Here is a 14775-nt window from a genome sequence, read left to right as displayed (position 1 = left end):
AATTCAAGTCTACACCAAGACTTAAGAAGATTTGAATGGTAAAAACCGTGCTTTGGACTTTCATTTGTCTGGCTTCGCTAACAGACATGCATGCGCAAGCGGATGGGCCCGTTAAATGGGCATTTAGTACCGCTCCCGGGGAGAAAGCTGATGAAGTCAAATTGGTTATTACGGCGCAGCTCGCGGCCGGATGGCACATCTACAGTCAAAAGCTCGAACCTGGCGGCCCCATGCCGACAAAGATTTCTTTCCGTGGTTCGGAAGATTTCGTGCTGGTCGGCAATACGTTCGAAGAGGGGAAACCTGAAAGTGCTTATAGCTCGGCATTCGACACCAATACAGTTTATTATTCCAACACTGTTTCGTTTGTTCAAATAGTTCAACTCAGAAAGTCATCTGCTCAAATTTCCGGCAGAGTAGAATTTATGTTGTGCACGAAAGAACGATGTATGCTGCCCACGAGCATACCGTTTACATTCACCGGCGAAGGCGGTGGTTAACTGGATCACAGTACATGCATCACAAGGGGTGTCTTGTCGAGGTGGGGCGGAGACGCGCGTTAGTCCCGATCCTACGATTGTCCCGATCTTGTCCGGGTCGGGGTGCCTACCATGAGATCAATCTCCAGACCGGTGTAGCGCACTGATGATCACATGTTAGTCACTTGTTGAATCACTTTTGACAGATTGTTTTGATACAATTTTCGTTAGTTTGGAAAAATGGAATTTGGGCGTCCTAAGGAGGGGTGAGGAGTTGCGAGGCGGGTCGGAGCCAGGACGAAAAAAAGGCATTCCCCGCCGGGGATCCTTCGAGTCTGCCACAGGGTTCCTCCATAGATGTTCCACGGATGAACCACGCATGATCTACGCTTTATAGGAGTAGGACAAGCCTGGGTCAAGCCTGAAACCAGGGAGGCAAGAGCCTAAGTAAAATTGGCATCATGAGGCCACTCCGCGGGCATGCGCTACTAAACCACTATCAAAGCCGTTTGCATACTACGAAAAATGTAGCGGTGATCAACCCTGAAGACATCCAGCGCACATGGGATAACATTACGATGTACATGGCGGGCGTTTCATTTTCTGCCTTAAAATGCTCATTTTAGTTGCCGTCATAGCCGCGTGTTAGCGGTAATTAAAAACACATGAAAACACAAAAATTGTTAATTCTCATCCTGACTCTTTGGACAACGAATGCTTATTGCCAGGATGGTGAGATCCAAACAGTAAGGAAGCAAATACTGGAGGAAGGCTTGTTTCTCTTCAGGTTAGAGAAGGCATCCTGGAATTCAACGGATCTCCTGGTGAAGGATCATTCGACCCTTGTAAATCAGGTCGCTGGGTATGTGTCTTACCCTGCTAATGATGACACAAAAACAATCTTTTGGAATACGGACGGGAAGATTCTTTTTACAGTGACCCTCGATAGCACCGGGGCTGAGAACAAGAGCATCGTTGATGTCAACATCAGGACAGCAACACAACAGGAGGCCGAGCTAATCAAATTGAGAAAAGACGCATTTGACTTTTTAACTAAAAATGAGGATAATTTCTTTGCGTTTTATAAAAACACGAGCCGCAACCTGGTTCCGTTCATTAAAAACGACCAACGGGCAGTTTTCATTCTGACCGCGTCTCGAGAGAAAAAGTTACTCATTGGCAACGACTATAGGTTATTATTCAACGACAAAAACGAAGTCATCAAAAAGGAAAAACTTCACAATTCACTCATTACAATTAATCAGGACGCTAAGGAAACTAATGAGGTTGGCTCCATGCATACGCACATCCTGGAGGACCACCCCTATATGACTTCTACCGACATTTGTACGTTTATGTTGTACAGGGAAGTTTTTAAGCTAAAAAACCACGTGGTGATTTCCGATAAGGGAACGTCAATTTTTGAATCAGAGAAAAAGAATTTAATAATTGTGCCTCAAGACAGGGCAATGAAAAAGTAGAGCAACCATTGCCATAAATGTAGCAGCAAGCATAGCAACTCGAACAAGGGGTAATTTTAAATAACTGGATGACAGCGTTAGTAAAATTGCTTCAATATCTCTGTGTAAGTATACGCGACTGACTTTACACAAAAACAAATGTCATTAAACACCTTATACTTCTTCCCTTAACACGAGTCTTTAAGTTAACACAGTGTATTGCCTGCATAATGCCGGCAGCGCTAACGATATATATATCCACTTCCACGAAGGTGTCACCCACGCTGTTACACTCCCAACGTGATGCATATAGTCCAAATTTTATCTACCACTGTATCATAAATAATACATGTGCTCGCCATCCAACGATCGACTGTGCCAATACAAAAAAAACAGCGCATTCATTAAATCGTAGCTACCCCTTTTATTTACATCGCGTGAACTCCACAAGATTGTGCCGACCCGTGTAGCCTAATATTCAATTAACCATATGACAAAAGGAATCAACCTTGAAGTAAAGCTCAAAGCTTTTCTTCAATCCCTGTTTGAAGGCCTCGGATTTTCCGTGTTGGAGGCCCGGCAACAGACGTCCGGCACACAGCACGGATTTGACATCCGAATCACCTTTTTGGATGCGTCCGAGAAAAAGCGCGAGTTTTATTTTGAATGTAAAGATTATACCAGTCCCTTACCCTGGAAAGAGATGCTCCGAAAAATCCATGAGCTTCATGCCTTCAGCCATCCCGTGGATGGTTTCATTGGTATCTCACCGCGCCGCAACCTAAGTAATATCAATACTGCCGTACAGCATACCCTACCGAATCTGGTGAAATTCCCGGTACGTTTCTGGACGCCTGATGCGCACGTAAAAGAATATCTCTCACTCGATAAAACACTCTTTCAGGAAATCTATTCGGAGCCGCCACCTGATACCGATCCCGAGAAGATAAAACAGAAGTTGCAGGTGGTTATTAACACCATGCTGCGAGAACGAGATGATTTTCTCCAGGCCACTGCCTTCCCGAAAGATCTGACGCTGAAAATTCCCCGGATCCATATAGACGATATTGTAGGCCGCGCCGATGAGTTGCATGCCCTACACCAGGCCTTGTTTCAAAACAAGCAGGTCGTACTGGTGAATGGCCTGGGGGGCATTGGCAAAACGACATTAGCGCAAGGATACATCAGCCGGTACTATCTTGATTACCAGCATGTCGCCTGGATCACACAGAAGGGAACGGACATTACACAGGATATTACCCAGGATGAGGGACTTCTCCGTAGCCTTTCTGTTTCACAGGCAGGAAAGGATGTTCAACAGTTACTTCATGAGATTCTGTATAAGTTCAAAACGATCTCCGGCAAACCGAATCTGCTGGTATTGGACAATGCTGACCGGGCCTTGACAAATCTGAAAGACATGTTTCCCGGGCAACCCGACTGGCACCTGTTGGTGACGTCGCGCGAACGGATGGAAGGATTTCTGATACACGAAATTGGCTTCCTGTCGCCGGCAACAGCGTTGGAGTTGTTTAAGAAACACTACAACCGCACGACCGATGACACCAAGCTCTACGAACTGTTGGAGGTCGTGGATTATCACACACTAACCCTGGAAATTTTAGCAAAGACAGCGCAGCTCCAGCGCGTCGACATTGATGCGTTGAAGTTTGCGATCGAACATGACTTGCGCGCCAATGTTTATGTTGCACACAAAGGTGATAAGGTGGAGCGCGTTCGATCGTATTTATCTTCCATTTTCACGTTGAGTCAATTAACCAAAAATGAGGTATGGCTCATCAAATACTTCGAATGTCTTCCCGCGGAGTATCATTCCTACTCCGTATTGCTAGCGCTGATTGCGCCGGGGATGAGCCAGCACGAGGCAGTTTTTTCAGAGACACTTACGGCCCTGTCTGATCACGGCTGGTTATTGTATAACTCGGAAACCGACAGCTACAAGATGCACCGCATCATTACCGAGGTAGCCGTTAGAAAGTTACCCATTGCGTTGGTCGATGTCGAACCACTTGTGGACAGTGTCTCCGCTAAGTTACAGTTCAATCAATTTGAAGAGCATCCTGTCGAGAAGTTCCCATGGATTCCATTTGGAAAGACTCTGACGGATGCCTTTTCGAGCGACATGTCCGAGAAGATAGCGCATTTACGGCTTTATCTCGCCATGGTGCTTCACGAGTATGGCGATTATACCGGGGCAAGGACCGTGACGGAGCAGGCGATTGCAACCTTTGAGAATCTGGGCGAAGACGTCGACTTCTATCGGTCGCAGGGCTACGCATGTCTCGGTAACATACTTCGATCGTTGGGGGATTATACCGGCGCCATCCGGTGGCTTGAGAAGGCCATTGCTCTGGAAGAGCATTACTTAGGAATAAACGACCCCCGTCTCTCGAAAGAATATGCATGCCTTGCCATGGTGTTCAATGACCTTGGACGCTACTCGACTGCCAAACGATTGCTTGAAAAGTGTGTACTCGCTGCAGAAAATGAGTTCGGAGAATACCATGCCGTTACAGGAAACCGATATTCTAAGCTGGGCCACGTGCTACTGGAACTGGGTGATCATTCCGGTGCTCACGTATTATTTGAAAAGGCACTACGTGCGACAGAAAAACACCTTGGGCCCAACCACCCGGACTTGGCGACACAATACTCAGATATCGCTACAACGCTTCAGAACCGTGGCGACTATGTTGGCGCAGTCGAATTGCTCAGAAAGAGCGTAGCATCTACCGAAACAAATTTTGGCCCTGATCACCCCAGCATGGCGCGAGACCTTTCCAACCTGGCTTCAGCACTCCGTGATGCGGGGAATTACGGCGAGGCCAAGGTATTATATGAAAAGGCTCTGGAAATTGCCGAACGCTCCCAGGGTCAAAATCATCCGGATACTGTGGGACTCTACTCCAACTTAGGCACGCTACTCCATGCAACGGGCGACTACGACAACGCTAAAAGATTGCTTGAGAAAGCTGTATTTTTAGGAGAATGTACCCAGGGACGCGATCATCCGTCCCTAGCCAAAAGCATCGCTAACCTGGCTTCTGTACAACAAACTCAGGGCGAGTTTGCTGGTGCAAAAAAATTATATAAAACGGCGATAAAGTTGAGCGAAAAAAAGCTGGGCGTTGGTCATCCCCATACCGCAATACTATACGCTAACTTAAGCTCGACACTGGTGGAACTTGATGAATTTATACAAGCAAAGGAATTGCTTGAAAAAGCCATTCGTTCTGACGAAGAGAATTTCGGTCCCGATCATGTCGTTACGACGCTGAAGTATGCCAATTTAGCTGCGCTGCTTCACCACTTGGGTGACTATGATACAGCCCAGTCGCTGTTGGAAAGAGTGATTCGATCCAATGAAGAAATCCTGGGAAAAGCTCATCCGACCGTTGCGATGCATTATTCCAACCTAGGATCATTTCTTCACCAACGTGAAGACTATACCGGTGCAAAGGCGTTGCTTGAAAAGGCAGTGGCATCTGATGAAAAAAATCTAGGAGAAGATCATCCTGTTACGGCACGGAAGTATGCCAACTTGGGAATGGTGCTTGGGAAGCTAGGCGATCACGCCGGCGCCAGTCGTTTACTGGAGAAAGCAATCGCGATAGGCACAAAACATTTAGGAGAAGATCACGTCGAAGTAGTCGCCAACTATATTGTCTATGCCCACATACTCATCGCCATGAATGATGCCGCCGGAGCAAAATCTTTTCTCGAGAAGGCCACTCGCAGCCATTTTAAACGGGACCGCACGGATCTTCCTCCAGGCATTACACTCGGCGATCAACAGCGCGATGAGATACTCGCCATGCTTGCCAATGTCGATGGCGAAGAGCTTAATACCATGCTCGCTCGGCTTGATATCGCTGCTAAACAGCGTCCAGCAAAACGGAATGGTCCCGCTATTGCATTTCCAGCGATTTCCCCACCGACGAAGGACTACGACGCGATACCAATACCCAATACGGCATTACAGGAAGAGGATTGGGGCGATTTATACGAAGTAGATAAAACGGCTCTTTCCTGGCTAAATAAAGATCCCGGTGCACTCGCGCTACTTGGCGAACAGGCGATCACAAAAGCCACCTTGGGACAGGTATTGGCGTTTATCGAGCTAAAATTTGGCATAGACGAAAAAACGCTATCATGGCATTACATTAATCTTGCCGAGGATCTTTGCAACGCTCAAAACTTTGCGTGCGCAAAAGAAGTACTGAAAAGAATTATCGCACGCTATGAACAACAATCCGATAGCAAAGGCGATAAAATAATATGTGCCTATCAGCTGTTATCTCTCGCGCTGTGCGCAACAGGTGATTATCACGAGCTCATGGATCTATTTGAGAAAATGATTACTTCCCACAACGAGCACACTACGAAAACCATTCAGCATTATATACAATTATCGAATATGCTAAAGAACCACGGGCAACACGCCAGCGCGAAAGTGATACAAAAAAAGGTCCAGTGGGCCAAACAGTACGTTAGACGCCATGGGAAATAAGTAAATGCTAAGGATAATGAAGATGAATCATAAAAGATGTAGTCTTTTAATGAGTAACAAATTCCCAAAAACATCCCCTACTTGAGGGCTGTGAAAGAAGATGAACTCCTAACTGTCCTCCAAACGCGCATTGGACTAAAGATCACCAACCTTCGTAAAGAAAAGGGATACACCAGCCACGAGGACTTTGCCCACGAGCATAACATCCCACGCATGCAATACTGGCGGATCGAGAAAGGTAAGACCAACCTGACCCTACGGACACTAACCAAAATACTCCTCATCCACGGACTGACCGTCGAACAATTCTTTACCGACCTACCCAAAGAACCCCGTAAGACACCACGCGCTACCAAAGAATGATTCCGGGTACACCTTGAAAATCAAACAGTTCCATTAATCTAGCCCGCTTTTTCTCATTTTTCTCAGTGATCGTATTATTTGTATATTGTGCGGAGCGTGGCTAGTATCATACATTAAGCGCAGCAGTACGTTCGACCAGCCTATATGAAAAAAGAAATCGACATTGAAGTAAAGATTAAAGATTTTCTCCAGTCCGTGTCTGAGAAGACTGCCACCCAGAAAACATTAGATGAAGTACTGCTGCTCATGAAGAAAAGGTTTGGCTACGACAACGATGAGCTTATGATGCATTACCACAACCTGGCCATCGATCTTTTGAACGCCAAAGATTACGAGCTTGCCATGTACTTACGAAAAAAGCACATTGCTATGTCTGAGCAGCTATTCGGCGCCGAGGATGCGTATACCGTTGATAGCCATTCCGATTTGGCGCATTTGCTCAATGTGATTGGCCGCTACGACGAGGCCAGGGAGCTGCTGAAGAAAGTAATACCCTTCTTTGAACGCGAGTATGGCCCGGGGGAGTTACCGACTCTCATACAGTATGCCGAGCTCGGCGAGGTGCTCTATTCATTGGGCGAATTCGAGCAAGCAAAAACGCAGCAGAAGGTCGTTGTCAAGGGCTGGGCCAAACTCTATGGCGCAGATGATCCCCAAATGGCAGATTACTACCAGGCGCTAGCGCTGACGTTGCAAGCATTGGATGAAAAAGAGGAAGCGGCAGTATGGTTTCAGAAGGCTGTCTCCTCGCGAGAGAAGCACGCTGCTGGCACTGACACAAAGGGAGCTCGGCGAGTAAGATAGCCTGCAAAGCTATACATCAATGGCACCTACAACACTCATAAATCACCCAAAGAATGACCTCCCCGCCTGCTGCTCAGGGACGTCACGCGGTGTGCGTTGCACAGGCGCGGTCATTTCACGTTTCAAAGATTCTTTCACGCGTACGATTGCCTCACAAAAGTGGTTCCGGATAACGTCTGCAGGCATGTCCATCGACTGACTCATTTCTTCGCTGGTACTGCCGGTGATGCCGAAGTGGAAGATCATGGCCTGGAAGGATGACAGGTTGCCCAGGATCTTTCGAAAGACACCTTTGTAGTGCTCGCTGTCGAGCCTGTGGGCGAGCTCGCGGACGACGGTTTCACGGCGCCCGGCTTCATCATCGGGAAAGGCTCCCTCGAAGGTCTTGCTGGCGAAGTACTTGAGCGCGACCAAAGCATAGTCGCGGGAGCTGGCCGCCATGAAGTCGCGTAACAAGGCATAGCTGGTAAGCCGCGCGCGGTTAGACCATACCGACGCAAATACTTCCTGTGCCACGCATTCCGAAAAGTACCTCGATCCTGTTTCTTTCCGTAGAAAATGATACAGCGTGTCCCAGCATCGTTCATAGATCTCGCGAAATGCGTCGTGATCGCCCTGCGACATGCGTTTGACCTCTTGTTCTGAAATCTTCATAAAACATCGGTTTATACATTCAACCCATGCAGGACTAGCCCAGTATGGGCTATACATACATCACCGGTGTGCGGGGACCGGCGTTCCTGCGATGCTATAAATGTAGAATTCCGTAGCGCAAGGGATTACCCATTATAATAGGTCTTTTATAAGAGGTATTTTTCATGATACACAACGGCGCGACAATTTACACGAGCTTCTCCTGATAGGTAGCTTCGTCAAAGCCAAGCGCAACGACCTGGCCATCTACTTCAATCAACGGGCGCTTAATGACACTTGTCTTTTCCATCATCAACGCAATGGCGGCCTTCTCGCTGGTCACGCCGGCCTGCGTGGCGGGGTCAAGCTGGCGCCAGGTCATGCCGCGTTTGTTGACCAGGCTCTCCCACCCTACCTGCTGGCTCCACGCTTTGAGCTTGGCGGCCGTGACGCCCTGCGACTTATAGTCATGGAAATCGTAGTCGACCTGGTGCTTTTTCAGCCAGTCGAGGGCATTTTTGACGGTATTGCAATTTTTAATTCCGTAGACGGTCATGGCAGGTGCAAAAATGTTTGTAGTTTTTATGCTTTAAAACGAAGGTATGAAGATTAGCCTGATCTCAAAACTTCCCCTGTTTTTGGCAGCGGGGGTACTCTCGATCGCCTGCCAATCCAAGAAAGAAACTGCACCTGAAACCCCTATGACATCCGCACCCGCAAAAGCTACCGATATCCACTCCAACGCCGACCCGAAAGAAGCCCGCGTCAAACACCTGCACTGGAAGGCCGCTGTCGATTTTGATGAGCAAGTGATCCGCGCCACGGCCACCTGGGAGATCGAGGCCTCGGCCGACGCCGACCTGATCACCTTCGACACCAAAGGCCTGACCATCGAAAAAATACAAACCGACACCGACACGACGGCCGAATACCGCCTGAGCGAGCCCGACGCCATCCTGGGCCAGGCACTGGCCGTACTCATCCAACCGACGACCAAATCCGTGACGATTCAGTATCGTACGAACCCCGGCGCCGAGGCGCTGCAGTGGCTCAGCGCGCAGCAAACCGCCGGCAAGAAGCAGCCCTTCCTTTTCACGCAGTCCCAGGCCATCCTGGCGCGCAGCTGGGTGCCCTGCCAGGACTCCCCAGGCATTCGGTTCACCTACGACGCCGAAGTAACGGTACCACCGGCGTTGCTGGCACTGATGAGCGCCTCCAACCCGGAGACGCGCAACAAGACGGGTGTCTATACCTTTGAAATGAAACAGCCGATCCCCTCTTACCTGTTAGCCCTGGCGGTAGGCGACCTGTCGTTTAAATCCATCAGTCCCCGCAGTGGCATCTATGCCGAGTCTTCCATCGTGGGCAAGGCCGCCTGGGAGTTTGCCGACCTGGAAAAAATGATAGCCGGCGCCGAAGAGCTGTACGGACCCTATCAATGGGAACGTTACGATGTGCTGGTGCTGCCCCCGAGCTTCCCGTTCGGTGGCATGGAGAATCCGCGCCTGACCTTTGCCACGCCCACGATCCTGTCGGGTGACCGCTCGCTCACGTCGCTCATTGCGCACGAGCTGGCCCATAGCTGGTCCGGTAACCTGGTGACCAATGCCACCTGGAACGACTTCTGGCTCAACGAAGGGTTTACGGTATACTTCGAGACCCGCATCATGGAAAAGCTCTATGGTCGGGACTATGCCGAAATGCTGGCGTCCCTGAGCCTGCAAGAATTAAAAGAGGAGATCAAGTCGTTGTCGGATGCTGAACATCCCGCCGACACCAAGCTGAAGCTGAACCTGGCCAGCCGCAACCCCGACGACGGCGTCACGGCCATTGCTTATAACAAGGGATATTTCTTTTTGCGCACCATCGAAGAGCAGAATGGCCGCGACAAGTTTGACCAGTTTGTAAAAGATTATTTTACGCAGAACGCGTTTAAGGTGATGACCACGGAAGCATTCATTCCGTTTATCCGCGACTACTACCAAAAGCAATACAACATCACGCTGAATGATAGTTTATTCGAAGAGTGGATCTTCGGCGAGGGCTTGCCGATCTCGTGCGCCCAACCCCAGTCTACACGCTTTGACGCCGTCGATGCCGCCATGACACAGTGGAAAGCCGGACAAAAGATCGAACCCCTCGTGACGTCGTGGACGACGCACGAGTGGCTGCACTTCATCAATCACCTGCCCGACTCGCTTACACCCGCACAGTTGAAAGACGTCGACGCGCTCGGACACTTTACAGCCTCGGGCAATGCGGAGATTCTTTCCGCGTGGGGCGTGATCGCGATCCGCGATCAGTATACACCGGCGTATGCGAAGATTGAAGACTTTCTGATCCACACCGGACGGCGTAAGTTCCTGATGCCGTTATACTCCGAGTTTATCAAAAGCGAAGAAGGTAAAAAGCTGGCGCTGGCCATCTATGCGAAGGCGCGCCCGAACTATCACTTCGTGGCGGTGAACAGCCTGGATAAGCTTTTGGGTCGGTCGTAGCACATAACGGCCTTCGGGCATTCAACTCTCAGGCTTACGGAACATGGTATTGGCTAGAACAATTTGTTACGCCCCTTCAGGCTTGCCCACGATATTTACGTATAATTATGGGAATGACTATGATCCAGTCAGCCCCGACGGGGCGCAATACAATAGCCCAGGCTGGAGCGACAGCGAAGGCCTGGGCCAGTATGTTCAGGTATAATTATTGAATAATTATAATTCAGTCAGCCCCGACGGGGCGCAATACAATAGCCCAGGCTAGAGCGACAGCGAAGGCCTGGGCCAAAAACAACACGGTATATCCAAGCCCTGACAGGGCGCAACAATTCGAGGCAGCATGAATACCCTCGCCTGCCCGCTAGAACTCGCGCAGCAGCGCATGCGCTTTGCGCAACTGGCTGATCAACCGGGCGGACTCCTCGAAGTCGAGTGTTTGCTGACCATCCGAGGCCGCCTTTTCGGGCTCCTGGTGCGTTTCGTAGATCACACCGTCGGCACCGGCCATGACGGTGGCCAAGGCTACCGGCGCGACGAACTCGCGTATACCAATGCCGTGTGACGGATCTGCCACCACGGGCAAATGTGTTTTTTCTTTGAGGATGGGAATGGCGTTGATGTCCATGGTATTGCGGCTGGCTTTCTCGTAGGTACGTATGCCGCGCTCGCACAGGATGAGCTCTTCGTTGCCGGCGGCAAATACATACTCGGCCGAGTATAATAGCTCTTCGATGGTGCCCGAGATGCCGCGTTTGATCATGACAGCCTTGTCTACTTTGCCCAGCTCATCGAGCAGGTTGAAGTTCTGCGTGTTGCGCGCGCCCACCTGAAAGACGTCGACGTAGTCGTGCATCTCGGCTATCTGGCTCACTTGCATTACTTCGCTGATGATCTTGATGCCTGCCTGGCGGGCTTGCGTGTACCACATCTTGAGTCCGTCGATGCCCAGTCCCCGGAAGGCATACGGCGAGCTGCGCGGTTTAAATACGCCCCCGCGCATGATGCGCACACCGTTGTTTACGAGGTGCTCGATAGTAGCGTGTACCTGCGCTTCCGTTTCGATCGAACACGGACCGGCCATGAGCGAGAGCGATCCGTCGCCGATGACAACACCATCGCCCAGGTCAACCTGGGTCTTGCCTACCTTCCACTTGCGCGATACGAGCTTATAGTCGTCGGACACACGGTGGATGTCGGCGATGCCTTTTAGATGGCCCAGTCGGCGAATGTCGAACTCGGCTTTGCCGATGCCAATGATGTAGTGACCCCGTTGGGTGGTTACTTCGTTGTGTTTATAGCCCAGGTCTTTTACCTGTTGGAGGATGGTTTCCTTTTCGGGCGAGGTTACGGAGGAAGTCAGTTGGATGATCATACGCGTGAGGGTTGTTTGATGCCTTCGATGAACTGGCGAATGTCTGCCGGCAGATTGGTCGATGCGCGAAGCAAGTTGATAAAGGCGCTGCCGATGATGGCGCCCGCGCCGTGCGCGGCGGCCCGGTCAAAGGTATCGCGGTTGGAGATGCCAAAGCCGATGAGGAATGGGTTGGTCTGCTTCATTTTATGCAGCTTGTCTAAGTACGCCAGCTGCTCGCCGGTAAAGTCGCTCTTGGCCCCCGTCGTGCTGGACGCCGCTACGGCATAGATAAATCCTTGTGTGGCCGCGTCGATCCGGCGAATGCGTTCTTCGGAGGTAGTCGGTGAAATGAGGAAGGTGTTGCAGAGGTTATGCTTCTCAAACAGCGCCTGGAATTGTTCTTCATACTCATAGAGCGGCATGTCGGGCAGGATGAGTCCGTCGACACCCGCCTTGGCAGCGTCGACGACAAAACGCTCGACGCCATACTGCACAACGGGGTTCAGGTAGCCCATGAGAATGATGGGGATGTTTACCTTTTGGCGAATGGTCGCTACCTGCTCTAACAGCAGCTTCACATTCATGCCATTGTCGAGCGCTACTTTATTGCTTTGCTGAATGGTTGGGCCGTCGGCTACCGGGTCGGAAAACGGTATGCCGATCTCGATGATGTCGGCGCCGGACGCGGCAAGCGCTTCGGCAATAGTTACCGTGTCTTGCAGGTTCGGAAAGCCCGCGGTATAAAATACAGAGAGTATATCTTTTTGGGTGGTGGCGAACAGGGAGGTAATTCGGTTTTTCATGATGATGATGGTGTTGGATTGAGGTAAAACATGGGGATACTGTGGGTGTCAGTACTTCCCCCATCGGATATAGGTCTCCAGATCCTTGTCACCCCGGCCCGACAGGTTCACGACCACGACATCGTCGGGTGCAAACTCAAACTGCTTGAGCGCTGCCAGCGCGTGCGCCGACTCGATGGCGGGAATGATTCCTTCCAGACGGCCCAGCATGATGCCGGCTTCCATCGCCTCGTCGTCGGTGGCGCTGACAAACTTCACCCGCCCCACGTCAAACAAGTGCGCGTGCATGGGACCGATACCGGGATAATCCAGCCCGGCAGAGATCGAGTACGGCTCGATGACCTGTCCGTCCTCCGTCTGCATCAGCAACGTTTTGCTGCCATGCAAGATGCCGGGCTTGCCCAACGCTGTGGTCGCGGCCGACTCACCCGAGTTGACGCCGTGCCCGGCCGCTTCTACGGCGACGAGGTTTACGTGCTCGTCGTTCAGATAGTGATAGAACGCCCCCGCGGCATTCGAACCGCCGCCCACGCACGCGAAGACATAATCCGGAAAGGGATTACCAATGGCTTCTTGCAGCTGGCTGCGCATCTCCTCACTGATGACGGATTGGAACCGCGCGACCATGTCGGGATACGGGTGCGGGCCCACGACCGAGCCAATGATATAGTGTGTATCGGTAGGATTGTTGATCCAGTGACGCATGGCTTCGTTCGTGGCATCTTTCAACGTCATGCTGCCGCTGACGGCGGGTACCACGGTGGCGCCCAGGATACGCATGCGCTCGACATTCGGGCGTTGCCGCTCCATGTCGACCTGACCCATGTATACTATACACTCCATGCCCATGAGCGCGCATACCGTAGCCGTGGCGACGCCGTGCTGTCCGGCGCCGGTCTCGGCAATGATCTTTTGTTTACCGAGGCGCTTGGCGACCAGGATCTGGCCGATGGTATTATTTACCTTGTGCGCACCCGTGTGGCACAGATCTTCGCGTTTCAGGAACACCTGCGCATTACAGGCTTGCGACAACCGCTTCGCGAAATAGAGCGGCGTGGGCCGACCCACATAGTGGCGCAGCAAGTCGTCGAACTCGCGGCGGAAGTCTTCCTGCTGCAGAATGTCCAGGTACCGGCTGCGAAGCTCTTCCACGTTGGGATAGAGCATCTCCGGAATATAGGCTCCGCCAAACTGGCCATAGTAGCCACGATCGTCTACTGAATAGTTCATAGTCTGCTGTTGTTTTTCAGTTCTTGTAGTAATCCGAGATCTTTTTTGCCGGGTGCTGTTTCCACCCCGCTGTTTACATCCAGTGCGTACAGGTTCACACCGTCCAGCGCCACCGCCCCGGCGACATTCGCCGGTGTAAGGCCGCCACTGAGGAAGAACGGAACCTGTTGATCGTAGCGGCGCAGCACGGACCAGTCAAAGGTCTGCGCGTTGCCGCCGTATAGTTTCCCCTTCGTATCGAAGAGAAAATAGTCGGCCACCTCCCTGTAAGGTTCAGTACTGGCGAAATCAAAATCGTCGTCGACGGAAAATACTTTGATCACTTCCAGTCCGGCAGCCTTTACCTGCCGGCATACTTCCACCGACTCATGGCCATGCAGTTGCAACGCATCCAGTCCCACGCGGGCGGCGGTGGCCAGCATCGTCTCGGCCGAAGCATTGACAAATACCCCTACCTTTTTAATCTCCGCCGGAAAACCGGCCGGCAACACAAACGACTCTCCCACAAAGCGCGGCGACTTCCCGTAAAAGATAAATCCCATATAGGCCGGACGGAGTGCCGCCACCTGAAGGATATTATCGGCATCACGCATGCCACATACTTTGAGTTGTAGGCTCAT

Annotated in this window: 12 protein-coding genes; 6 read left to right on the top strand and 6 right to left on the bottom strand. The window is 51.1% G+C overall.

All coding sequences use genetic code 11. The features are described 5' to 3' along the window. Nucleotides 1-35: 35 nt before the first annotated feature. The 5 genes from KK062_RS23895 (at nt 36) to KK062_RS23875 (ending at nt 7637) form a co-directional block, all read left to right on the top strand. Nucleotides 36-500, top strand: coding sequence for a protein-disulfide reductase DsbD domain-containing protein (locus tag KK062_RS23895; RefSeq protein ID WP_254086888.1), 465 nt, complete (start codon nt 36-38; stop codon nt 498-500). 644 nt (nt 501-1144) lie between these two features. Beyond that, nucleotides 1145-1960: a hypothetical protein gene (locus KK062_RS23890; protein ID WP_254086887.1), complete on the top strand. Its 816-nt coding sequence runs from the start codon at nt 1145-1147 to the stop codon at nt 1958-1960. 469 nt (nt 1961-2429) lie between these two features. After that, nucleotides 2430-6470: a tetratricopeptide repeat protein gene (locus KK062_RS23885; protein ID WP_254086886.1), complete on the top strand. Its 4041-nt coding sequence runs from the start codon at nt 2430-2432 to the stop codon at nt 6468-6470. A gap of 90 nt (nt 6471-6560) precedes the next feature. Next, nucleotides 6561-6833: a helix-turn-helix domain-containing protein gene (locus tag KK062_RS23880; RefSeq protein WP_254086900.1), complete on the top strand. Its 273-nt coding sequence runs from the start codon at nt 6561-6563 to the stop codon at nt 6831-6833. A 144-nt stretch (nt 6834-6977) separates the two neighbouring features. Beyond that, nucleotides 6978-7637 (top strand): tetratricopeptide repeat protein, encoded by a 660-nt coding sequence (locus tag KK062_RS23875; protein ID WP_254086885.1) that lies wholly within the window; start codon nt 6978-6980, stop codon nt 7635-7637. A 42-nt stretch (nt 7638-7679) separates the two neighbouring features. Here the strand turns inward: KK062_RS23875 and KK062_RS23870 are convergent, their stop codons facing one another. Both KK062_RS23870 and KK062_RS23865 read right to left on the bottom strand, forming a co-directional pair. After that, nucleotides 7680-8291, bottom strand: a complete 612-nt coding sequence (locus KK062_RS23870) for an RNA polymerase sigma factor (protein WP_254086884.1) — start codon at nt 8289-8291, stop codon at nt 7680-7682. Nucleotides 8292-8478: 187 nt separating this feature from the next. After that, on the bottom strand, nt 8479-8826 hold the full coding sequence (locus tag KK062_RS23865; RefSeq protein ID WP_254086883.1) for an ArsC family reductase: 348 nt from the start codon (nt 8824-8826) through the stop codon (nt 8479-8481). 46 nt (nt 8827-8872) lie between these two features. Between KK062_RS23865 and KK062_RS23860 the strand changes: the two genes are divergently transcribed. Beyond that, complete coding sequence (locus tag KK062_RS23860; protein ID WP_254086882.1) at nt 8873-10768, top strand: M1 family metallopeptidase; 1896 nt, start codon at nt 8873-8875, stop codon at nt 10766-10768. A gap of 361 nt (nt 10769-11129) precedes the next feature. Here the strand turns inward: KK062_RS23860 and KK062_RS23855 are convergent, their stop codons facing one another. The 4 genes from KK062_RS23855 to KK062_RS23840 are packed head-to-tail and all read right to left on the bottom strand — an operon-like array spanning nt 11130 to nt 14775. Continuing rightward, entirely contained in the window at nt 11130-12140 is a 1011-nt protein-coding gene (locus KK062_RS23855; RefSeq protein WP_254086881.1) for a bifunctional 3-deoxy-7-phosphoheptulonate synthase/chorismate mutase, read from the bottom strand. Beyond that, nucleotides 12137-12925, bottom strand: a complete 789-nt coding sequence (trpA, locus tag KK062_RS23850) for a tryptophan synthase subunit alpha (protein WP_254086880.1) — start codon at nt 12923-12925, stop codon at nt 12137-12139. The genes KK062_RS23855 and trpA overlap by 4 nt, the downstream gene beginning before the upstream one ends. 48 nt (nt 12926-12973) lie before the next feature. After that, nucleotides 12974-14155, bottom strand: a complete 1182-nt coding sequence (trpB, locus tag KK062_RS23845; protein WP_254086879.1) for a tryptophan synthase subunit beta — start codon at nt 14153-14155, stop codon at nt 12974-12976. Continuing rightward, the gene (locus KK062_RS23840; protein ID WP_254086878.1) at nt 14152-14775 is read right to left on the bottom strand and encodes a phosphoribosylanthranilate isomerase; all 624 of its coding nucleotides are present in this window, start codon (nt 14773-14775) and stop codon (nt 14152-14154) included. Before KK062_RS23840 ends, trpB begins: the two co-directional genes overlap by 4 nt.

Source organism: Dawidia cretensis (assembly GCF_018598175.1).
GTDB classification, from domain to species: Bacteria; Bacteroidota; Bacteroidia; order Cytophagales; family Cyclobacteriaceae; genus Ohtaekwangia; species Ohtaekwangia cretensis.
The sequence above is the reverse complement of the archived record's forward strand: the minus strand, read 5'-3'. Positions and strand labels throughout refer to the sequence as shown.